Origin of the sequence: Clostridium sp. KNHs205 (assembly GCF_000702945.1) — a bacterium.
GTDB lineage: Bacteria > Bacillota > Clostridia > Lachnospirales > Lachnospiraceae > Anaerocolumna.
Window position 1 is genome coordinate 4547072 of the sequence record NZ_JNLE01000003.1, and the last position, 22731, is coordinate 4569802.

Here is a 22731-nt window from a genome sequence, read left to right on the forward strand (position 1 = left end):
TATGCTTATGGAGTATATATTGGTTCATTCAGTTACCTCTTCTTTCACCATAAAGTTATTGATTAAATATTCATAGGTAGTTGCAGGTACAATTTTCTTCATTGCTTCCTCATTCTTTTCCTTCAGATATTTTCGAACGGAGGACGCACTAATTGGTTCGTTTTCTTTTTCAATCCGATCAAATATTACCAATTGTACTCCGTAATACGGAAGTAACTCTTGTGTGTGCTGCACAAGCTGGCTTGTGATTGGACATATTGGCTCTGTTCCCATAAACCGCATGGTAATATTCAGTGTCGGTGCTATGAACCCTGCCATTACTGTGATATCCTTGCTTATATCAAATTTCACCTCTTTTTTAATTTGTTCCCGTTGGAAATATTCAGGAAACAATGCTGCCGAAGCCATAACATTTCCTGTTGGCAGTACCTTTACATTTTCTAAGTCTTTACAGCCTTCCCTTACCATAGCAAACCGGTCTTTAAAAGAAAAATATGATCTATCTTCCTGCACTACAAAAACATATAGATTCTCAACGTGCTTTAGTGACATTTCTACCAGTCCCCGATGTCCCAGGGTAAAAGGATTCGCATTCATGATAATACAACCCGTCTTTTTTGAATTCTGAAAACGGTATTGTTTTAATTCCTCTATACTTTTTAGAAATTCTTTATCTTGGGACAGCTTGGTATAAAATGCATTATGAATCACCTGTTTCTTTTGGGCATTATCATATATACCGTTATCATTCAGAATGCAATCTCCCAAAAATTCCTCAACCAGGAATTCACTGATTTTGGCATTTGGTTTATGGTTCCAGTGTGTCGTATCTAAAAAGATTTCACCCATATCATGAGGTCTTTGAAATATTTGATGGGCATCAAGATATTTTATCTTTTCAAAAGCAAATCGGATATTATGTTTTTCTTCCAATCTGCTGTATACTATAACTATCATATCAGCAGATTTCACTGGTGTGCTGCGAATAAGTCTGGCTATGTCAATATCATCTGCCCTTGGTACACCGTGATTAACCACTCGAATTTTTTTATCCGGAAACTTCTGATTTACATATCTTTGTACATAACTGGATATCGTATGTTTATCCTCAACACCTACTCCAAACAAGGTACTCGGGCCAAACATATGAATTGTCCGGTTATACACAAAAGGCGTGTCCGACGTAAACCGGATTCCATCTATAATATTCAGCATAGAGTTTCTGACATCAATATTATGAACTCCCGTATGGTTTCCAATAAATTGAAAATCCATCATCTCATTAATCTTTTTTCCGTCATAATCTTTTAGTCCATCGCAAAATACCTGGATTCCTTCCTGGGATCGAAACCATTCTTTGTCCTGCACTGTATGCATTGCCAGAAGGGCTTCCCGTTCTGTTTTCTGCTCTACATCCATAACCAGGGGACAACGCAGTATACATAAATTAGAAGGCAATATCTTTTTTAAAGCTTCCGTCAACATATTATCTTCTTTTTTGTATACATTGTAGATGCTATCATACAATAGCACCAGCAGCTGATACCAGGATACAAAGTTACTACTTTTGGCAGAAACTTTATCCGCTCCCAGTATGATATCAAAATCACTTTCCTGAAATTCCTTTTTCTCCAATAACACAATCCAATTCGTATCAGTAAGCATTTTATATACCTGTTCACTCATTTCATCTGGTAAGAAGGCAATTTTTTTGTAATTATGATAGGTTAAATAGAAGTTGAAAATACTGTCAAAAACAATCTCCAATTCTTTAAGATATTCTAAAGTGATTCGGGTCTGATTCTTTATTCTTTGAAATCTTGATTCGTCCACGACAAAATAAAGGGGTGTTCCATCCTCTTTTAGTACCAATAAATAGCGCAGTTCTTTTTCGGCTATAAATTTTCTAACAATTTCATATTCTGTTTCCTCTTCCGTAAATCCATTAAAGTCAGCTGTACAAGTTCGCTCTGCCAAAGATTTCAAATTTCCTTTTAAACCATCGCCTTCCTCTAGCAGCTGCTCCACTTTATCATAGGATATCTCACCAATAATCTTATTATCATCTTCCAGATATACCACTTCACATGTATCATCCTTCTTAAATAGGTCCAATAGGTCATTTATGGTACTATTGCAATGTAATTTTCTTATCTTATCTTTTATAATCATAATATCTCCCCTATCTGTGCAGGCTTAAATGCCGGCATTATTTTAAAATAACTGAACAAATCAATCCTTGAGCTCTTGAGCCATAAGTTTATATAGGTTGGTTACAACAGGTAATTCTTGTTCTTTCAGGTTTTGCAGCTCCTCAATAAGTTATTGCAAAACCTCCTATGAACTGAATCATCAAATCCATCTTTATAATCTATTAGAAACCAGCGGACTCTGACTTTATTCATAACTTCTACTATTTCCTGCAATTTGGCAATCGCTCTTTTGGGTAAACAGGGTCCATTGGAACATAAGCTGCACCACTCTTTATGATTCCATAGATTCCAACAACCATCTCAAGACTTCTCTCAGCAATAATCGCAACAAAATCCTCCGGTTTCACCCCTTCCTTTCTAAGGCAATGTGCAACCTTGTTGGCTTCCCTGTTCACTTCCTGATAAGTCATGGTATGCTCACCATAGATCAAAGCTACCTTATGTGGAGTTTCTAATACCTGCGCACTTTCCTATATACACTTGTATAAGAGATATTTCCTGACTTCTCAGAAAAACTTTTAAAATCAGTTGGTATCTCCAATGCCGTATATCTTCTTTTAACAGGTTTGTCCAATATAACAGGTTTGTCCAATAACATTTTCGCTTATCCAGGCTATTCATAATCCTATCTAAACTCCTTAACTTTATAGTTTGATTTCTGTGCCCTCTGCTTTTTTCACAGTATAATCCACTAGTTTAATCTTCATGAGCCTTAGACACCATCAATATAATACCGTAAGCCGCAAGTTTTATATGGTATTTTATACCATATTATACCTTTTTTTGTTATTATGCAAGATATTTTACATATTTAGTAATTTTCAATGCAGTTTGCAAAAGTCGAAAATAATCGCATTACAGAAGTGGCTGTTACAATTTGAACCGTATAGAGGTAAGATACCTATACATTCATTTTGCAACAGCCACTTAATCATTTATTTATATCTTCTATTTTATTAAAGGATATCTCAGATAACCTGATTATCTACTTTTATATTTAGGGAATATAAAGGAAATACCTTAATTGGGTATCTTCCTATATTTTTACACGTTTTTTATTTCTGTAATCAGGATAAAATCCATGTGAAATTTTGACCAGTATGGTAACACCTTTTCTTAATGCTCATAACAATCTATTCCTGCATTTTTGCAAATGCTCTTTTTTCAATCCTAATCATATTATACGATTTTTTATCTAATGTTTCTATTGCTTGTTGGGTATCCCTATCTTTAATAGTTATAGCTACTATTGTTTGACCTAACTTCATTCCAACAATTGTGTCAAAGAAACTCTTCAAATCCTTCATTACAATACTATGCTGATCAGGTTCATCAAACATCAATATATTCGGATGGTTGCCTCTCTTGGTGATAGACGTTTGCATTAAAGCTATAGTAAACGCCCAAATAGCACGTATATTATCACTTGCTGACGAATCAAATTTCATATCAAAATTTTCTCTTACTGGAAGATACGAATCTTTTGATATTTCTATTTGTTCCATTGTTGATAAACTTTTATATCCAAAATTACGAAGATTCTCCACAAAGCTATCTCTTAAGGTTATTAGTTTACCATCATCCTCGGATGTGAACTTTCTCTTAGGTGTTTTTTCCTTTTCTTCCAAATATTTTTTCCATCTGTCAGATAAATTATCAATCCTACAAAATACGATTCCCAGTTCACTTTGAAGTTTTTCTAAATCCTCAATTTCCTTGGAAATTTCTATTTTTTTATATACGATACTCTCTGCAAATTCATCATCAACCGCATATATATCATTTCTTAAAGATTTCGCTAATCTATTTAATGTGGCTAATTTTGATTGAATCTCACTCAAAAATGCATCTAATTGTGCTTTACTATTTTTATGACTTTCTAAAGCATATACAAAAACCTGTTCTTGTGCACTTAAATGCCTTATATTTTCATCTATGGACATAAATACATATTCATCCTGATTTGGAAATAATGCATCTTGTATCTGTTGATGACATACAGGACAAACATTTTTTAAAGTAAGAATATCTATTTCGGAACCAAGATCTCTCAGTTTTTTTGCATCTTTATTATTACTAATATCAACTTTAATTGTTTCTAAATTTTCACTCAACTTCTTAATGGCTAAGTTCTCAGCCATAAATTTCCGGTAAGCTTCTCTCTGTTTTTCTTCTAATTCCCCAATTGCTTCTTCTGTTAATTTTAATTCAGTTTCAATATCATCATAATTATCAACTACTTTGGGTTCAACAGAATTCAATTTATTATATTTATCCTGTAAATCAATTATATAGTCATCAAGTGCTATACCCCCATTTACATTTTTAAAAATGTTGGCCACTGTGTTTATGCCGATTTCTACTACCTCTGGCTCCATGGGTATTCCCTTAACAAAACAATTCTCACGATAACATATTGCGTTGATTTCTCTAATTGCGCTCCCCCATTCCTGGCGGATTACTCTCTCGTCATTAACCAATTCATTCTTCTTTTTTTCATTTGACAAGGTATTTAAGCCAATTATATATTCGACTATTCTTTTTTTAGATTCTTTTATTCCAAGATACGGCATTGCTGAAAATAAATCTGACCACCCACGCTTTTGTTCTATAAACATACCCGAAAAAATTAGTTGTAAATATAACTTTCTGTCAGATGAATCTGTTGTTGCCACAATAGGCAATGGCATGCCGATAAACTTTTCTAAAAATGCATGAAACCCTTTTTCATGCTGCGCTGCATTTTGTGAATGGACATACATATCATCCTTATCTGTATCTACAGCATAAATTTTATCCATTGTACTATAAAATACAGTTACTAATTTACTTTTTCGATTTTCCATCTTAGCACAACGCAAAACAGTAACAACATCATGACCATTGGATATTTCGAGTAATATACTTGACTGTAGGACTGTATACTCATCATCTTCATCCTTAATGCTACTTTTATAAACAGGTGTCAAAACTTTTTCAGTTTGTCCGCCAATGATTTCTTCAAAGCCAAGACAATAATATATTGCCTCAAGAATGGAACTCTTCCCACAAGTATTATCATTACTTGCAATAAAATTTAATCCTTTTTCAAATTTCTGATCAAATCCATACGTACCATTGTCTGTTATAATTGTTATCTTAAGTCTTCCGATTTCCAACATCAGCATACCTCCACATATCCATTAATTCGGATATTTTATCTTCGGACAGTTTATTCTTTACCTTCTCTAAAAACTTAATTTCTTTTATCATCAAGTCTTTATCTGATTTTATCTTTTTTACAAATTCTTTTCCCTTATCTGTAAGTTTGTATGTACCTTTGACAAGTTGTTTTACCATCCCATCTGCCACTGCATAACCTAAAACTCGATTAACTGCCGGGTCAAATCGAATAGCTGATGCAAAAAAAAGATTATTATCATTGCAAAAGTCAAGCAATTTCGTTTCTGCTTCCTTATCATTTAATGCATTTGATATCATTTGTATTTTTAAAAATGAACAACTTGAACCATCGCTACAAATGGCAAGAATCATACAGAATTGCCCCATTTTATAACTAATTCTATATTTATATGGCACTGCATCCGGTTTTGCATCAAAAATAACTGTATCAGTCATAAGAAATTTTTCATTCATAATGTCACCTAAATTCCATTGAACAGTCAGCAAGCCACCCTGCAATCATATCATGCTGCAATTCCGTTACAGACGCAAATGATAGGTATCTAAATTCCTGTTCTAGCCTTGCTCCAAATTCCGCTAGAATCTCATTAAATATTGTAGCATTCATACTCTTGTCCGGATTAAATAAGGTTCTAGAATATACTTTCTTCTTGTATGCAAGAAGTAACTCATTTATGTCACCATATACTTCTGGAAAATCTGTGCTAAAAATTTTAAGCAATTCAATTCCTCGCATATAATACTCAACATAAATATTTACTAATTCTATGTAATGTTTATCTTGTTCACTAATCTCTCCCATTACAGCCTTTACTTTACGCTTAATATTTTCAACCTTGACAGATTCACATTTACTCAAATCAATATCAGCATCTTTAATTGCCATATTCAATTTTACATCCAAACAGGAATTTCTTATAAGCCTGGTCATCTCAATTTTAAAATCATCAGCAACCTTAATCTTTATCGAAAAACCATCGTTAATATAGGAATATAGTTCTGAATCCGTTTTCTTCGTTTCAATTACCACATCACTTTTTATTTTTGCATGTTCTATAATTCTTTTATCCCGGTATGAAGGTATGACCAGATGCCATTCTTTAATATTTTTAACACCTAAACTTTTCAATTTTACAGCATACTCTTGATTTACAAATTTGCCAATATCTTTAGTTAATTTATCTCTCAGTTTTTCGTACCAAAGTTGATCTGAATATTCACCTTCTGGGTAGTAACACTGATATACTAAATCGTTGGTAAAACCTTCAATACCCGCGTCACCATTTGTTGTAGCTGGTACCTTTTGATATCCATCCTCTTGATATCGTATCCGATAACAATCATCACATAACTTTTCCCATGATTCGCCATCCATATTATCCCCGAAGAAACTTAAATTCATTTAAATCCTCCTGCCAACATGCTAATATTTAAGGACTTTTCAATATAAGGCTTATCTGAAATCAATTTGAGCCCAATTACTCTTTCCTTATCTTCTTCGATGAAATATACTTTAGCTAAACCAAAAATCTCGTCAATCCATAAAACATATATTTCATCATTGAGGCAATATTTTACTCTTTGTTTTTTATTCATAATATCACCTTTTCTAAATTATGTATATTATACCATAATCATCCTAAAATAACATCTGTTTTCTTCTATCTATACAGAACATTATACACCAAACATGTGTTCCTGCAAATGTAATTTTTACTACTTCAAATTCAAATTTTTTCAATAACTCACATAGAAAAAGCACAAAAGAAAAACTTTTACATCTCAAGTAACCTTTATTCATTTTAAACTATAGATCAATATAACTGCCTCCCTCAGCCGATTGGCGTAAATACACCTTGTCTCTATCTACACTGAATCTATCATTATTAGCTTATAAATAATTACACTCCTAGAATATAAGAAAGATGCTAATTTTATAAGTAAGATGCAAACTTCACCGAGCTAAAGTTGGTACGGAATTTTACCAACTTCCCCCAAAAACCTGCGATATTTTACGATACCCTAAAACGCAAGAAAACCGCCGAAAACACTAGTTTTTCGGCGGTTTAGCACTATTTAAAATTATGAAATTACTGTCCCATCTGTTTTGCAACTTCTTCTGCAAAGTTCTCGGTTTTTTTCTCGATTCCTTCGCCAGTTTCAAAACGTACGAAGCTCTTGATTGCAACAGGAGCGCCTACTTCTTTTGCTACTGAATCAATATATTTCTGAACTGTTAAATCACCATCTTTAACATAAACCTGATCTACAAGACAGATTTCTTTTAATTCTTTGTTTAAACGGCCTTCAATCATCTTCTCAATGATGTTTTCAGGTTTACCGGTGTTCTCGTTCATAGCCTGAGCTTTTAAGATTTCTCTCTCATGCTCGATGTAATCAGCGGGAATCTCAGTTCTCTGAACATATTTAGGAGCGATAGCTGCAATCTGCATTGCTACATTCTTAGCTGCCTCTCTTGTTACTTCATTGTATACAGAAGTCTCTAATTCAACTAATACACCGATTCTTCCGCCGCCATGGATATAAGACTCAACAAAACCGTTCTCAGCAACAACCTTCTGGAATCTTCTGATATTCATGTTCTCGCCGATAATAGCGATCTGGCTGGATAACTCTTCTTTTACTGTCTTAGAAGAATCAAGTGCCCACTTCTCAGCTAAAAAGCTCTCTGTATCTGTGCTGTCAGATGTAATAACCTGATTAACAACAGCTGTTACAAAGTTTCTGAATGTTTCATTCTTAGCTACGAAGTCTGTCTCACTGTTAACTTCAACGATTGCTGCAACTTTTCCGCCTTCTGCTACTGCTGTTTCGCAAACACCTTCAGCTGCAATTCTGCCGGCTTTTTTCTCTGCTGCTGCAAGTCCTTTTTCTCTTAAGAACTCAACTGCTTTATCCATATCTCCATCGGTTGCGGCAAGAGCTTTCTTACAATCCATCATGCCTGCTCCGGTCATATCTCTTAAATCTTTAACCATTGCTGCTGTAATAGCCATTATTGTATTCCTCCGTTATAATTTATCTTTATGCTTCTACGAACTCTTCAGAACTTTCTTCTGCTGCTTCAACTTCAGCTGCTTCGGAATTGTCTGTCATCTGAACACCCTGGTTAGCTTCGATAACTGCATCTGCCATTTTAGCAACGATTAATTTAACTGCTCTGATCGCATCATCATTTCCGGGAATTACATAATCAAGTTCTTCAGGATCACAGTTGGTATCAGCAATACCGATTAAAGGAATACCTAAAGCGTGAGCTTCCTGTACGCAGATTCTTTCTTTCTTAGGATCTACAACAAAGATAGCATCGGGGATATTCTTCATATTCTTAATGCCGCCAAGGTTCTTCTCTAATTTCTCCCACTCTTTCTTTAACTCGATAACTTCTTTCTTGGGAAGAACTTCGAAAGTACCATCCTGGGACATAGTCTCAATCTGTTTTAATCTTGCAATTCTGCTCTGGATAGTCTTGTAGTTTGTTAACATACCACCTAACCATCTCTCATTTACATAATGCATTCCGCAACGCTCTGCTTCGGACTTAACGGAATCCTGAGCCTGTTTCTTAGTTCCTACAAAAAGAACTTTTCCGCCATCTGCAACGATATCTTTGATTGCATAATAAGCCTCATCTACTTTACCTACGGATTTCTGCAGGTCGATGATGTAGATTCCGTTTCTTTCTGTGTAGATGTACTCAGCCATCTTAGGGTTCCATCTTCTTGTCTGGTGTCCGAAATGCACACCTGCTTCTAATAACTGTTTCATTGATATAACGCTCATAATTTACCTCCAATTGGTTGTCTACTTCCGTATGTATCATTTTTCTGACAGACCTAACAGGCACCGGGCCAGAAATCAACATACGTGCAATTTAGCATATGAATTATAACACACTCCACTAAGAATGGCAAGCATAATTTGCTAATTTTCATTTTTCTCTCATATTATTGCCATTTCGTATCAAAATTTCTTCTTAAATATCTTATTTCATTTCTGCTTTCTTTTTTTATTCTTCTTCTGACTATTCCTTCGGTTCGGTTTCTATTCTTCTTTCGGCTATTCCTTCGGTTCGGTTTCTACTCTTCTTTCGGCTATTCCTTCGGTTCGGTTTCTATTCTTCTTTCGGCTATTCCTTCGGTTCGGTTTCTATTCTTCTTTCGGCTATTCCTTCGGTTCGATTTCTATTCTTCTTTCGGCTATTCCTTCGATTCTTTTTTCGGTTCATCATTTATATCTTCTTTCAATTCTTCTGACTGACTTCTTTTCTTATTACCCAGTCTTTTGCTTTTTTTAAGAAAGATAAAAATCGCTCCACCGACGATAACTCCCCAGAAAAGCAGATAAGGAAGATTAATTACAAACCATATAAAGAATTCAACAAATCCATCACGGATATTAACCAGCGTATTCTTAAAACCTGTTGTCATCCTGTCCCAATCACTTTTGGGTTCCGGCGGTGTAATGCGTATTACTTCATCGATGCTAAGTGTTATGGTTGCATACTCAACCAGATTATCATAGGTTCGTATAATAGAGGCATTCTGCTCCAATTGATAACGCACCGTACCAAGTCTTTCTTCCAGTGCTATGATATCTTCAATCTTATCTGCCTTTTCAAGGAGTGCCAGCAGTCTTTCCTGTTGAATTTCAAGTGCCTTTACTTCGCTTTCGGTATCAACATATTCCAAAGTTACATCTTCCGAGGAATCATTACGGCTTACCTGATTCATGTTTTCCCCAGCCATACTGATAAAGTCATCCGCCTTTTCCACGGGAATTCGCATGACATATTCCGCATATCTGGAACTGCTCTTATCCATTACATTTCCATGTATTCTGGAATTCTCAATATATCCTCCGGCCTTTTTCAGTTCTTCCGTCACCAGCTTGACAGAATCTTCAAACGCAAGGGTTTCATATTCAATCGATATTTTTCTTATGAGCTTTCTTGCAGAATCATTTAATTCACTTTCCCCTTCTGCTTTTGCCTCTTCCGGATTAACAGCTGTCGTTTCTACCCTTGGCTGTTCTCCCTTAACTCCTGCATTTCCCCCACTCTTATCCCCAGCCGGTGCTTCAAGACTATTGGTATCATAGGAATACCCTGTATCACTTTTTGATGCACAACCTGCAAACAGTACCAATACAGCCATAAACATAACTATTATTAACCGGTTTTTTTTCATAAATACTCCTTTTCCAAATATCATTCCTCGCCATGATATTTCAGAAATCGTTGAAAAACAACTTTCAACTACCGTTTAAGAGTTCCTCCTCCTGATTCTTTCTGTCTGCTCATGTTTGTAATATTATTATAAAAAATTAACTATATATTTACAATAATCAACCGGAACTTTAAGGAAAAAGTAAGAAAATATTATCTGGCAGGACGGAATTATTCTATTTCATAAAAAATCACATAAAAAAGAGAGAACAGACAGCTTTTTTACTGCCCTTCTCTCTTAGTTTATTCCGTCCTGATCAATCACCCACGCCCAATAAGTTATAATAATACCCGGTTAGAAGTATTTTTTGTTACCCCACAAATTACTCTTCTTTAAATCCAGGTATTCATTATAAGCACGCTCTAATATCTGTTTCTCATTAGAGAATTTCAACATGTGATACGCCTCATGGAATTTATAATATCCGGAATCCATAAAATATTCTTCTCTTTGCGGTTTGCTGTAATAGCTATCAGACATCATTAAATACCAATGAACATCCTTTATTACTGTATTCTGTGGTGTACTGAATGTATATTGGCTTTTGCCAATATATTTGATTATAGAAGCATCCGTCCCTGTTTCTTCTTTCACTTCACGTATGGCTGTCTCCTTATACTCTTCTCCTTCCTCCACAGTTCCTTTCGGCAGAACCCAACCTTCGTATTTGTTTTTATAGTTCTTATACAGTAGTAAAATCTTTCCTCTGAAAATAACTACACCGCCACAGCTCGTTGCTTCAATCATCGCAATTCCTCCTGTATTATGGTGTGTCAAATATCTGTTTCAAGTATACATCATATTATATAATTGTTCAACAAATATTTATGCAATACTAACAAACATATATAATATTATTATGATATAAACGTGAATCAGCAGGACTCTACTGTAATTATTTCCTATTTGGATTTAAAATACGCTTCAAAAATTTTTTCTGCTATAGGAACAGCATAATCACTTCCGGTTCCTACGCTCTCGACAATGATACTTACTGCAATTTCAGGCTTTTCTGCAGGCGCAAACCCAACGAACCAGGCATGTGCCGGCTTTCCTTCCATATATTCGGCAGAACCGGTTTTGCCAGCCACAGAGTATCTGGAATTTTTAAGGGCTGCAGCTGTTCCGCTTTCTACAGTTGCATTCATAAAAGTGGTAAGTATTTCGGCTTCTTCCGGAGTCATTGCTGTCTTATACATTTCAGGCAGATATTTCTTTACGGTTTCACCACTCTGACTTTCAATGCTGTCTACGACATAAGGCTTCATCATAACGCCCCCATTGGCTATGGCAGATACGATGAGGGCATTGTGAAGAGGCGTGATCTGGGTTTGTCCCTGTCCGATAACAGTCTGAGGAATCTGATCTTTTGCCGTTTTACCGTTCAATACAAAGCTGCTTTTATTATAAACCATGTCAACAGGTATACTCTGATTGAACAAAAAGCTGTCACACAGCTTTCGAAATGCTGTCATATTCAAGGTGGTTCCTATATTGGCAAAGGACGAGTTGCAGGATTTGGCCAGAGAGGTTTTAAGGTCCACATGTCCATGGGCATTGTTGTGATAACAGTTGATGGTTACACTGTTAAATACATCTTTACCGGTACAGTTATATTCATAATTTTCATAATCAGGATTTTCTCTGACATATTCAAGTGCCGTCAGTATTTTAAAGGTAGAACCGGGAGGATAAAGACCTTGTGCCGCACGGTTAACCAGCGAAGAATCCTTATCACCGTCTTTTGAATCCTCCTTGGTAAGCTCCTCCCAGGTATCATTAATGGTATTGGGATCATAATCCGGCTTTGATACCATGGCAATTATTTTACCGGAGGAAGGTTCCATGACCACCACCGCTCCCCGGTTATTGCCAAGGGCATTATATGCTGCTTCCTGTATTCTTGTATCCAGGGTAGTCACAATGCTGTCACCGATATTTTTGCTGCCGGATAGCTCCTTTACAATCTTACTGATGGTATTGGTATGAGAAGTCAGCATGTGAAAATTTTCCGAAGACTCAAGGCCCGTTCTGCCTTTCGAAAATCTTCCCACAACATGGGCGTAGATATTCTTAAAGGGATAATCCCTTGTCTCTACCCCCTCGGAATCTACTAAAGTATGGGCCAGAACCTTGCCGTCCGATGAGAGTATATCTCCTCTGATAATCTGTTCTGCCAACAGATCCTGCCTCTTATTATAAGGATTATTGATAACTTCACTGCTGTCTCTTATCATAAAATTGGCATAATACCCGATAACCAGAAGAAAAAGTCCTGCAAATACATAGGTTATAAAAATGATTTCCCTGTTCTTATTCTCTTTACTCTTTCCTTTTCCCGTAGTATTATCTGCAGCTTCAATGCTTTCATCAGATTTAAGAATATTTTTTTTGTTTTTATTACCCCTTATAAGAAGCCTGTGCTTTTCAGATAACGGACTCTTTTTTGGAGTTTTGTTTTCCTGAGATTTCTTTTTCTTTTTTACCTTTTCTTCTTTTTCCATCTTCATTCCTATCCTGACTCAGTACATAAAGTCCCTGTGTCACACTGAACATAATTACACAACTTAGTACGGAACTGCCTCCGTAGCTAACAAAAGGAAGGGTCACTCCCGTGGAAGGAATCAGTTTCGTAACACCTCCCAGTGAAAGGAATACCTGAAACGCATACATGACACCAAATCCCAGTGCAATAAGTTTATAGAACTGATTTTCAAATTTCATAGCTATGTTAATAGTCAGTATAAAATAATTCAAGCAGATCAGTACCAGGCACAGTGCAAAGAAACCACCCATTTCTTCTGAAATGGCAGAGAAAATAAAGTCACTGTCCGCTACCGGAATACTGGTAGGGAGACCCTTCGTCAAACCCATTCCAAACCAGCCCCCCGTACCTATGGCAAACAGGGATTGTGACACCTGATATCCCTCTCTGTCAATAAGTGCCCAGGGATCCTTCCAGGCCATGACCCTCACCCTGACATGGGAGAAGAACTTATAGGCAAGGACTGCTGCCAGACTTCCTGCCACTAAACCTGCTCCAAGATACAGGGGCTTAGCTGTTGCTGCATACAGCATCATCAGATAGGTGAGGAAGAAGATCAAGGCACCGCCCAAATCTTTTTCTGCTACCAGAATCAACACATGAAGTGCCGCCAGTCCCGTTACAACTACTATATACCGAAAATCCTTCCTCTTTGACAATAGAGAGGCAAAACAGAACACAAACAGAATCTTTACAAATTCTGAAGGCTGGAAGCTTACACCCTTAATTCTTATCCAGTTGGTAGCCCCGTAATTCTCGGTTCCCCAGAATAGTACCACTAATAGAAGGAGGATTCCCAAGGCTCCATAAATCCAGCCCAGACGTTTCAGATAATCTATCTTATCAATCAGAAGCGGGATTACAAGGCATAGCAGCAAAGCACCCGAGGCAATAATCAACTGCTTAAAAGCCTTATCATATTCTGTCTTCGCCGATAATCTGGTTATCATAATATAACCTGTAATCAGCATAAACACCATATTATATAAAAGTGGTTTAGACAGATTTACATATACCCATTGATAGAAGCCAAAAACCATAATCAGAGTAAGGACCTCCAAAGCATAGATTATGATTATCCAGTTGCTCTTTTGGTTTATATAAATGATAGAATAGCTGACAAAATGAAAAAGGAACAGTAAAAATTTCATATTAGTATAAATACTTCCCTGCCTGGCTTTATCGGAAATACCCAGTACTCTGTAGGACAGGAAGGTATACATGGCAACTAATACGATTATCATATATTTGGATATTTCCGAAAGCAGATTGACCATCCTCAAATCACCGTCCTTTCCTTCTTCTTATTTTATGGATATCTTCCTATATTTGGTGTTACACAATAAGGAATTGTTATTTTAGTCAATCCCTCTCTTAAAATGTCCTCTGGTATAATCAGACCCCTTCTCGGTTCTGTGTATCCCCTTTAGATAAGCATCTATATATTGCTCCAGCAAGTCCTCTGCTTCTTTTTCTGATTCCTCTGTAAAATCAAGCCGTACAGCAGAAGGCTTAAGAGTCTTTACTTCCTCTTCGCAGGATAAAAGCGATAAAGGTTTGCTGTTATAGATTACATTATAACAATCCCTGCAATGTCTTGCTATGGGAAAACCATTTCCCAAACGGTCCGTAAGAACAGCCTTCCCCGCATCTCTTAGGGAACATGCTTCACTGCTGCTATTGTCCTTAAGCTTATCCCGGCCTGCCTCTGTAAGGTACAGGCATTGTGCTGAAATCATTACCGGCAGCTTAGAATATACCGTGATATAGTGATAAATATCGGATATTTCTCTGAGCTCCTGGTAATTCAGCTCATAAGGAGCAGTAATAGCTTCAACTCCCAGGGATGCATAATATTCTCCTGCACTACGGTTCATGGCATAAAGACAATAATCACCTATTATTCGTTTCTCAGTCTCTAATTTGCATTTTACCAGTTCATATTCTTCCAGATTCCTTATAAGAAATCCATTTATAGTATTGTCTTCCAATATGGATTTATTCTGTAACAGTAACTCATAGGTTATGCTTCTTAGCACAAAAGGAAGCGCAATAACAGCTTTCTTACCTTTTTGCACTATTTCCCTTGTCAGGTTCAGCAGATCAGGAAGAGGTGTTATGTCACTTTCAAGCATAATTTCTGTTACTTCCTTGGATTTAAGTGCCGCCCTTAATTGCTCCTCTGTCTGAACCAGTACAGATACATACAAGGGTTCCTCTGCCCGTTTCCCGTAATAAGCAGTATATCCATACTCCTTAACTTCATTTCTACGGTAACTTTCCTTTATATTTCTTAGCAGCTCTTCGACTCCAAGCCGCCTTAATTCATTGAGTTTTCCCACGGGTATAAATAGATTTCCCCTTAACTCTACTTTCAGGTCTTCCAGATAAAAGTTGGTATCACCTAATTTATCCAACTGTTTTACCAGCTTGTCCTCTGTTATGGGCTGACTCTGTGCCTCCTGAGGAGTATCTCCATAGACCTGTATCTCATTGTCATAGCAGTTTAAAGAAAGCTTCATGGGACTGCCCACTTGTGCTGTAAACACGCCTCTTACCGGCAGTTTTGTCTGTTTTTCAAGATACTCTTCTCTGATACTTCCAAGGAGAAGATTATTCCTGGTTCGATACACCGGGTATCCCTTCTGGAGTTTTATTCCCCTTTTATAATTAGAGGTAATTTTACCTCCTTTGTTTTCACCGGTTTTTACAGTAAATTCATACAATGCTTCATTCTTATTACGTACTTCCAGTATATCCTGTGCATTGATGTCTTCCTGCAACTCTATAACCATTTGCGAATCTGTTACTTTAATAAGCTTTCCCACCGGCAAACCACTGTGATTCGGGCGGTTGGTGGTAAGCATGGAGATTCCGCCATGCATTTCATAATAACCTTTCGAAAAACCTCCCCTGTTATAAATATCTGACAGATTCCGAATATCACCTGCCAATTCTGCAGTATGGCTTTTCTCATAGCTTTCATAACCTTGAGCTCCCAGGTCATAGTATAAGTCCCTGTACTTGCGGTAGATGGAAGTAACAATGGCTGTATATTCAGGACCTTTCATCCTTCCTTCAATTTTAAAGGAATCGATACCTGCTTGTATCATTTTCGGCAGCAAAGCCAAAGTTTCAATATCCTTTGGACTTAGATAATAGCCGTTTCCTCTATCCTGTCCATCAATTTTTAACTGATAGGGCATTCTGCAGGGCTGTGCACATCTTCCACGGTTACCGCTCCTGCCTCCAATCATACTGCTTAAGAGGCATTTACCGGAATAACAGTAGCATAGAGCTCCATGCACAAAGGATTCCACCTCCAAACCAGTAGAATCTTTTATGGACCTTATCTCCTGCAGATTCAATTCCCGGGCATTTACTACTCTGGTCACTCCTGTTGCTTTTAATATCATAGCCCCCTCTCCCATAGTCAGGGACATTTGAGTACTGGCATGAAGCGGCAGCTCCGGAAAGTGCTCATGGAGAAAATGAAGCACTCCAGAATCCTGAACAATAACCGCATCTATTCCGTGTTCGTAATATGTTTTTATATAATCAAACAGCTCTTTTTCAAGCTCCTTGTTCTTTAGCAAGGTATTCACTGTAAGGTAAATGTTCTTACCATAAAGGTGTACCAGGTCTATTGCCTCCTTCATGGTATCCGTTGTAAAATTGTCTGCATAAGCTCTGGCTCCAAATCTGGTTCCTCCCACATAAACAGCATCACAGCCTGCATTCACCGCTGCCTTCAGGCTGTCCATGGAACCCGCCGGTGCCAATATTTCTACTCTGTTCATAATTTCCTTTCCAAATATCCTTCTCTATTCCCGGGATATCGTAAATCTATCAGCTTCTAACCTGAATAAAACAGGCTGATGCATTGATGGAGCCTTGTCCTCCATTTAGCAGCAGCCTCATAGTTATCCTTTGGTATTTCTGTTTTTATTACCTAATTCTGTTTCCAGTCTTATTATCTTCTTCTGATTCTCATTGAGTTCATCTTTAAGAGACGCTATCAATTTTTCTGCTTCAGCAAGTTTTGTATTCAGAGACACCAGTTCATGTTTTAATTCAAAGATTTCTTTGGCTTTCTCTTCATTTTCCTGCTCGATTTCTTTTGCCTGTTCTCTGACCTTAAAATAATCATCTGCTATATTGATTTCCATAAGGATACTTTTCATCTCAGAGTCCAGTAATTTATAAAAATCCTGCTTTTTGAAATCACTATTTTTGTTATTAATATAAGATGCCACTTTTTGAAGATACTCTTCACTCTCATATCCGCGCAAAGTATACTTTTTGTTGTTTATTATGACTTCGATATTGTTCATCTTATTCATGGAGCAGCCTCTTTTGTCTGAACCTTTCGGGAACAGCATACCTTCCTTGTATTTCCTACTATTTGTTCCATTATAATATAACAAATGGTGTAAGGCAAGTACTTCTTGAGGGAATGCAGGGGTAAGAAATGGCTGGGTGGTGGTCTATGGCGGCGGACGATGAGTTTGGCTTACCTTTATGCATTTCTTGTTCAGGGTCCCAAATTCCACTAAAATGGCAGCAACTGTTCCTGGCAGGCAGAATTATACCAAACTCGCTGTACCGTTATCTCAGCGTAAGGTTTTGAGCTCAAACAGTGGTATAATTATGCCTAGTCACAGTTGCTGCCATTTAAGTGTCATTAGGAACCCTTCAATAGAAAATGCCTAAAGGTAAGCCAAACTCATCTGGTTATTAGCAATATATATACATATTGATTTATATTGATTCATTAATTCTTGATAGCTTTAAGTCTGCCTAATCATATACTTATCGATGTTTAAGCCAATATTCATATGATATTTTTATTTAAATATGATATATTTTTCTAGATATGATACATTTTCCAAATATGATACATTCTTCTATATATGATACTAAAATACTTTATCAAATTTTTAATGATTTACAATTATACTTAAGATTAAAACATCAAAGGCATATTTCCATACGAGCACAGGCAAATTGCACAAAGCAGAAAGAACGAATGCGCCTATGGAAAGGCATTAGAAGTCCTTTTATCTGGAGATTTTGTGCTATAATATAAAGTAGATTGTTTGAGCGAAGCGAGTTATCTACTTTATATTATGTCAAGCACAAAATCTCCAGATAAATTAGGACTTCTTATGCCTTGGAATCGAAGCATGAGTTCTTTCTGCTTTGCGCAATTTGCCGTCCCCTTGCGAAACACCCTCCCCTTTTTATTCCTGCCCCTTTTCAGGCAGTCCAAAATGCCGATAAGCCTCCCCCGAAACCATACGGCCTCTGGGAGTCCTAAGAATCAACCCATTTTGTACAAGGTAAGGTTCATATACTTCTTCAATGGTCCCCGGATCCTCCCCCAGAGTTGCCGCAACCGTTTCTATTCCTACCGGACCGCCGTTGAATTTCTCGATCATTGACAGTATGATTGCCCTATCCATGTTGTCCAGACCAAGTTTGTCTACTTCCAGTAAGTCCAGTGCAAAATCTGCCACTTCTTTGGTTATATGTCCGTCGTATTTCACCTGGGCGAAGTCACGTACCCGCTTTAAGAGTCTGTTGGCCAGTCTTGGGGTACCTCTTGAACGACGGGCCAGTTCGTAGGCTCCTTCATCGTCTATATCTACTTTTAAGACTTTTGCGGAGCGGCAGATAATTTCTTTTAGTTCATCGTTTGTATAGAATTCCAGACGGCTTACTACTCCGAACCGGTCTCTTAAAGGAGGGGTCAGCATTCCGGCTCTGGTGGTAGCTCCTACCAGGGTGAATTTGGGCAGCTCAAGGCGTATTGATTTGGCTGCTGCACCTTTTCCTATTACGATATCGATTGCATAATCCTCCATAGCCGGGTACATCAGCTCTTCTACCTGGCGGTTCAGCCGGTGGATTTCGTCTACAAATAAGACATCGCCTTCTTTTAGATTACTTAAGATTGCTGCCATTTCACCGGGTTTTTCAATAGCCGGACCTGAGGTTACCTTCATATCTACTGACATTTCATTGGCGATAATACCCGCAAGGGTTGTCTTACCGAGTCCTGGAGGTCCATAGAATAGTACATGGTCTAATGATTCACCTCTTTGCCTGGCTGCTTCTATATATACCTTAAGGTTTGCTTTTGCTTTTCCTTGTCCGATATAATCTGTCAGCATCTGAGGTCTCAGGGAATTTTCAATTTTCTTATCTTCATCGGTTAAATCAGTTGTTATAATACGTTTTTCCATTGATATCCCGCCTTAAAAACTTATATTCTTTAAGGACAGCTTAAGCACATCCTCCACTGTCAGGTTCTCTGTTATTTCTACACTTCCCACCGTTTTCGCCGCTTCTGCCGGTGAATATCCAAGTGCTACCAGTGCCTCTATTGCTTCTTTTCTTACTTCGTGAAGTTTATTCTTATCATTGGTAAGTGAATTTCCTTCTCCCAGGTTGTTTAATAACCTTTCTTCAAAGGCCTCGCTTAATTTCAGCTTATCTTTTAACTCCAGTATCAGTTTTCCCGCTGTTTTTGTTCCGATTCCGGGGGCTTTGGCAATGGTCTTGACATCATCTGAGAGTACGGCAAATCTCAGGTCATCGGGTGTAATGGAGGAAAGTATTCCAAGTGCACCTTTGGGTCCTATTCCATTTACTGTTATCAATAATTTAAATATTTTTAAGTCTTCCTGGGTAAGGAATCCGAATAAGCCCACATAATCTTCCCTTACGTGTAAATATGTATATACAGTAACCATACTGCCTAAGCGAGGCAGGTTACTCAAACTGGATATGGGCATCTTAACGTCGTAACCCAATCCACCGGCTTCCACTACAATTCCTTCCTCTGAAACCATTGCAAGCTCACCTTTTATATATGCTATCATACCTATTCTTCCTGCCTTAATCTTAGTTGAATTAAGTTTTTTGATTTTATTTATTGCTCCTGATTCCTTGTTCTTACTATTTGTGCTATTTATCAGATTGACTGATACAGGCACGTTGTATCTGTATCAGCCTTTTTTTCTGTTATATTTTTTCATTTAGATATCCCGGTTCTCTCGAACTGCATCTATTTCTATTCTCCAATATCATATACAGAACGTATCTTCAGTTCTTTTGTACTTCCTGAAAGTACTTCGACCCATACTTCCTCTCCGTTGACATCAAAATAATTATCAGAAAGTTTTAAATCACCTTCTGCATTGGATATTTCAACACTTTTTGCATAGGTTTTTGCATTTACTATCAGACTATTTCCCTGCACCCGGGCTGTAAGACAGGGATTTTCGAATTCAAAGTGCTTTGGTGCCGTAAAGAGACAACTGCCTCTGGAGATAACCTTCTCTTCCATTACAAATTCAAAAGTCAGGTAACTGCTCAGCTCATCATATTTACTAAAATCAAGTTTATCAAGCCATATGCTGGTCAGGGCAGGTACTGTAACTGTTTCCTCTCCCTTTTGCAGGATTTCCGCTTTTGGATTTCTGAGTGCCCAGCTTACCTTTCCTGTAATGTCTGACATGGTTTCGTTGGCTATATTTAATTTAGCTGATTTTTCAATGTCATGAGGTTCCTCAATACAGTGAGGCCTCTGGGTCATCTCCCCTTCTTCTTCACAGGAGATCATTACAGGAGCAAAAAAACGTTTCTCGTAATAATGCAGTGCTTTCCAGCGTCCGTAATAGTCGATACTTGACCAGGAAGCTACAGGCCAGATGTCATTAAGCTGCCACACGATAGCTCCCATACATCTTCCCCTGTGCCTTCTCCAATGTTCTACTCCATAACGGATGGCATCCGCCTGCAGCAACTGGGATGTATAGATTAAATGGTCGAAATCCTTGGGATAGAGGTAATTATCGGAGATATAATTTAATATCTTACCATTGGCAGCCGTATTTCTCTGATGCATCTCCATAACCCTGGAAAAGATATTCCTGTCCTTTTTCTCTGTAAAGCTTTCAATGGTCTGTATACAGGGAAAAGACTGAAAACCGAATTCTGAGGCATAACGGAAATGAAATTTCCTATATTCTGAAAAGGGTTTATTTCCATGCCATACATCCCAGTAATGGGTATCTCCTTTATCCGGATTCCAGGAGTCTATGAAATTACCGCCTGAGGAAGGCGAGGAGGGCCAGTAAAAGGTTACCGGATCATATTCCTTTACTATCTTTGGAATGATATACTCAAAAATCTTAATATAATCCAGTACCTGCTTGGGAGAAGGCTTCCATACCTTGTCCTGCACCTGGGTCTCCATTTCATTATTTCCGCACCAGACTGCAAGACTTGCATGATGTCTGATACGGATAACATTATCTATGGTCTCTTGTGTTATGTTCTCTTCGAATTCATCATTTAACTCATAGCTGGCACAGGCATACATAAAATCCACCCATACCATTAATCCCAGCTCATCACAGAGATCAAAGAAATAATCATCCGGGTAGTATCCGCCGCCCCAGATACGAATGGTATTGTGATTAGCTTCGATGCAATCCTTTAAGAGCCTTTCGGTTCTTGACGGAGTAACCCTTCCAAGAATATTATCCTCCGGAATATAGTCCGCACCCATGGCAAATACAGCTACACCATTAACCACATGGCAGAAACTCTCCCCCCATTGATCCTTTTCATTTTTAACAGTTAAGGTGCGAAGACCGATTCTTTTCTCCCAGATATCAAGTATTTCACCTTTATCATTACTAATCTCGCCCCTTATGGTATATAAAGGCTGCTTGCCGTAACCATTTGGCCACCATAAGCTTGGATTATTAATCTCAATGGTGCCGTCTTCTTTCTGGGGATAGATTTCTCCCTCCATACTAACTGCCTGAAAGGTTACCTTCTGAGCCAGCTCTTTGCCAAACAGTTCAAGACTCCAGTCTATATCAAGAATCACCTTATCCTTTGCATGCTGCTGTTTTACATAAACTTCATCAAAACGGCATTCCTTAATGGACAGGATTTTAACATCCCTGAAAATACCTGCATCAGGAAGTCTTGGACCCCAATCCCAGCCGAACATACAGTGGGCTTTTCTGATATGTGGAAACCCCTCCATACAATCACCGCTGCCGCCGGTGTAACACTTTTCCTGTTCCTCTTTGATATATCTGGTGGGAGAGAATAATTCAATCCTTAACCGATTCGTCCCCTCTTTAGCCAGTTCTTTCATATCAAATTCCCAGATACGGTGCATATTATAACATTTTCCCAGAAAGCTTTCATTAAGATATATTTCACCCAGGGTGTCTATTCCGTCAAAGCGAAGCAGCAAGCCATCACTCTCAAGAATTTCTTTCTCCAGGTTAAATTCAGTCTCATAAGTAAAATCCTTCTCCATAAGTTTAAGGGCATCCAACTCATTATCCCTATAAAAAGGATCCGGCATCTTACCTAAGGAAAGAAGGGTCCCATAAACAGAACCGGGAACTTTAGCAGACATATACTCACTGCCTATCCCATATACATTTTCTCCGTTTATCTTCATCTTCCATGTTCCATTTAAACTAACTGTCTTCATCAGTGCCTC

16 protein-coding genes and 1 pseudogene are annotated in these 22731 nt (G+C 37.6%); all 17 read right to left on the bottom strand.

Going from position 1 to position 22731, the window contains the following annotated elements; genetic code table 11:
* Positions 1 to 24: 24 nt before the first annotated feature.
* Positions 25 to 2172 (bottom strand): adenylyltransferase/cytidyltransferase family protein, encoded by a 2148-nt coding sequence (locus tag BR73_RS27635; RefSeq protein WP_051685322.1) that lies wholly within the window; start codon positions 2170 to 2172, stop codon positions 25 to 27.
* A 241-nt stretch (positions 2173 to 2413) separates the two neighbouring features.
* Positions 2414 to 2662: pseudogene (locus tag BR73_RS0118915) on the bottom strand (AMP-binding protein); the annotation flags it as partial.
* Between the two features lie 684 nt (positions 2663 to 3346).
* Positions 3347 to 5374, bottom strand: coding sequence for a hypothetical protein (locus BR73_RS0118920; RefSeq protein ID WP_033166814.1), 2028 nt, complete (start codon positions 5372 to 5374; stop codon positions 3347 to 3349).
* Positions 5352 to 5849, bottom strand: a complete 498-nt coding sequence (locus tag BR73_RS0118925; RefSeq protein ID WP_156034768.1) for a hypothetical protein — start codon at positions 5847 to 5849, stop codon at positions 5352 to 5354. The genes BR73_RS0118920 and BR73_RS0118925 overlap by 23 nt, the downstream gene beginning before the upstream one ends.
* Before the next feature lie 4 nt (positions 5850 to 5853).
* Positions 5854 to 6798, bottom strand: a complete 945-nt coding sequence (locus BR73_RS0118930; protein ID WP_033166816.1) for a hypothetical protein — start codon at positions 6796 to 6798, stop codon at positions 5854 to 5856.
* Positions 6795 to 6992, bottom strand: a complete 198-nt coding sequence (locus BR73_RS0118935; protein ID WP_033166817.1) for a hypothetical protein — start codon at positions 6990 to 6992, stop codon at positions 6795 to 6797. Before BR73_RS0118935 ends, BR73_RS0118930 begins: the two co-directional genes overlap by 4 nt.
* A gap of 494 nt (positions 6993 to 7486) precedes the next feature.
* The gene (tsf, locus tag BR73_RS0118940) at positions 7487 to 8416 is read right to left on the bottom strand and encodes a translation elongation factor Ts (RefSeq protein WP_347463474.1); all 930 of its coding nucleotides are present in this window, start codon (positions 8414 to 8416) and stop codon (positions 7487 to 7489) included.
* Between the two features lie 25 nt (positions 8417 to 8441).
* Positions 8442 to 9200, bottom strand: coding sequence for a 30S ribosomal protein S2 (gene rpsB / locus BR73_RS0118945; RefSeq protein WP_033166819.1), 759 nt, complete (start codon positions 9198 to 9200; stop codon positions 8442 to 8444).
* Positions 9201 to 9616: 416 nt separating this feature from the next.
* Positions 9617 to 10606, bottom strand: a complete 990-nt coding sequence (locus BR73_RS0118950; protein ID WP_051685323.1) for a DUF4349 domain-containing protein — start codon at positions 10604 to 10606, stop codon at positions 9617 to 9619.
* Positions 10607 to 10939: 333 nt separating this feature from the next.
* The gene (locus tag BR73_RS0118955; protein WP_033166820.1) at positions 10940 to 11392 is read right to left on the bottom strand and encodes an NUDIX hydrolase; all 453 of its coding nucleotides are present in this window, start codon (positions 11390 to 11392) and stop codon (positions 10940 to 10942) included.
* 155 nt (positions 11393 to 11547) lie between these two features.
* Positions 11548 to 13155 (bottom strand): penicillin-binding transpeptidase domain-containing protein, encoded by a 1608-nt coding sequence (locus BR73_RS0118960; protein WP_242860704.1) that lies wholly within the window; start codon positions 13153 to 13155, stop codon positions 11548 to 11550.
* Positions 13073 to 14467, bottom strand: coding sequence for an FtsW/RodA/SpoVE family cell cycle protein (locus BR73_RS0118965; RefSeq protein ID WP_033166821.1), 1395 nt, complete (start codon positions 14465 to 14467; stop codon positions 13073 to 13075). Before BR73_RS0118965 ends, BR73_RS0118960 begins: the two co-directional genes overlap by 83 nt.
* 81 nt (positions 14468 to 14548) lie before the next feature.
* A complete protein-coding gene (locus BR73_RS0118970) occupies positions 14549 to 16990 on the bottom strand; it encodes a U32 family peptidase (protein WP_033166822.1) in 2442 nt (813 codons plus the stop codon).
* Positions 16991 to 17113: 123 nt separating this feature from the next.
* On the bottom strand, positions 17114 to 17533 hold the full coding sequence (zapA, locus tag BR73_RS0118975; protein ID WP_033166823.1) for a cell division protein ZapA: 420 nt from the start codon (positions 17531 to 17533) through the stop codon (positions 17114 to 17116).
* A 900-nt stretch (positions 17534 to 18433) separates the two neighbouring features.
* Positions 18434 to 19438 carry a Holliday junction branch migration DNA helicase RuvB gene (ruvB, locus tag BR73_RS0118980; RefSeq protein ID WP_033166824.1) on the bottom strand — a complete coding sequence of 335 codons (1005 nt, stop codon included), beginning with the start codon at positions 19436 to 19438 and terminating at the stop codon, positions 18434 to 18436.
* Positions 19439 to 19450: 12 nt separating this feature from the next.
* Positions 19451 to 20077: a Holliday junction branch migration protein RuvA gene (ruvA, locus tag BR73_RS0118985; protein WP_033167637.1), complete on the bottom strand. Its 627-nt coding sequence runs from the start codon at positions 20075 to 20077 to the stop codon at positions 19451 to 19453.
* A 191-nt stretch (positions 20078 to 20268) separates the two neighbouring features.
* Positions 20269 to 22722 carry a sugar-binding domain-containing protein gene (locus BR73_RS0118990; protein WP_033166825.1) on the bottom strand — a complete coding sequence of 818 codons (2454 nt, stop codon included), beginning with the start codon at positions 22720 to 22722 and terminating at the stop codon, positions 20269 to 20271.
* Between the last annotated feature and the right edge of the window lie 9 nt (positions 22723 to 22731).

Coding starts and splice junctions, on each gene's coding strand:
- BR73_RS27635 (WP_051685322.1), bottom strand. CDS start 2,172: ATGATTATAAAAGATAAGATAAGAAAATTACATTGCAATAGTACCATA.
- BR73_RS0118920 (WP_033166814.1), bottom strand. CDS start 5,374: ATGTTGGAAATCGGAAGACTTAAGATAACAATTATAACAGACAATGGT.
- BR73_RS0118925 (WP_156034768.1), bottom strand. CDS start 5,849: ATGAATGAAAAATTTCTTATGACTGATACAGTTATTTTTGATGCAAAA.
- BR73_RS0118930 (WP_033166816.1), bottom strand. CDS start 6,798: ATGAATTTAAGTTTCTTCGGGGATAATATGGATGGCGAATCATGGGAA.
- BR73_RS0118935 (WP_033166817.1), bottom strand. CDS start 6,992: ATGAATAAAAAACAAAGAGTAAAATATTGCCTCAATGATGAAATATAT.
- rpsB (WP_033166819.1), bottom strand. CDS start 9,200: ATGAGCGTTATATCAATGAAACAGTTATTAGAAGCAGGTGTGCATTTC.
- BR73_RS0118950 (WP_051685323.1), bottom strand. CDS start 10,606: ATGAAAAAAAACCGGTTAATAATAGTTATGTTTATGGCTGTATTGGTA.
- BR73_RS0118955 (WP_033166820.1), bottom strand. CDS start 11,392: ATGATTGAAGCAACGAGCTGTGGCGGTGTAGTTATTTTCAGAGGAAAG.
- BR73_RS0118960 (WP_242860704.1), bottom strand. CDS start 13,155: ATGAAGATGGAAAAAGAAGAAAAGGTAAAAAAGAAAAAGAAATCTCAG.
- BR73_RS0118965 (WP_033166821.1), bottom strand. CDS start 14,467: ATGGTCAATCTGCTTTCGGAAATATCCAAATATATGATAATCGTATTA.
- BR73_RS0118970 (WP_033166822.1), bottom strand. CDS start 16,990: ATGAACAGAGTAGAAATATTGGCACCGGCGGGTTCCATGGACAGCCTG.
- zapA (WP_033166823.1), bottom strand. CDS start 17,533: ATGAATAAGATGAACAATATCGAAGTCATAATAAACAACAAAAAGTAT.
- ruvB (WP_033166824.1), bottom strand. CDS start 19,438: ATGGAAAAACGTATTATAACAACTGATTTAACCGATGAAGATAAGAAA.
- ruvA (WP_033167637.1), bottom strand. CDS start 20,077: ATGATAGCATATATAAAAGGTGAGCTTGCAATGGTTTCAGAGGAAGGA.
- BR73_RS0118990 (WP_033166825.1), bottom strand. CDS start 22,722: ATGAAGACAGTTAGTTTAAATGGAACATGGAAGATGAAGATAAACGGA.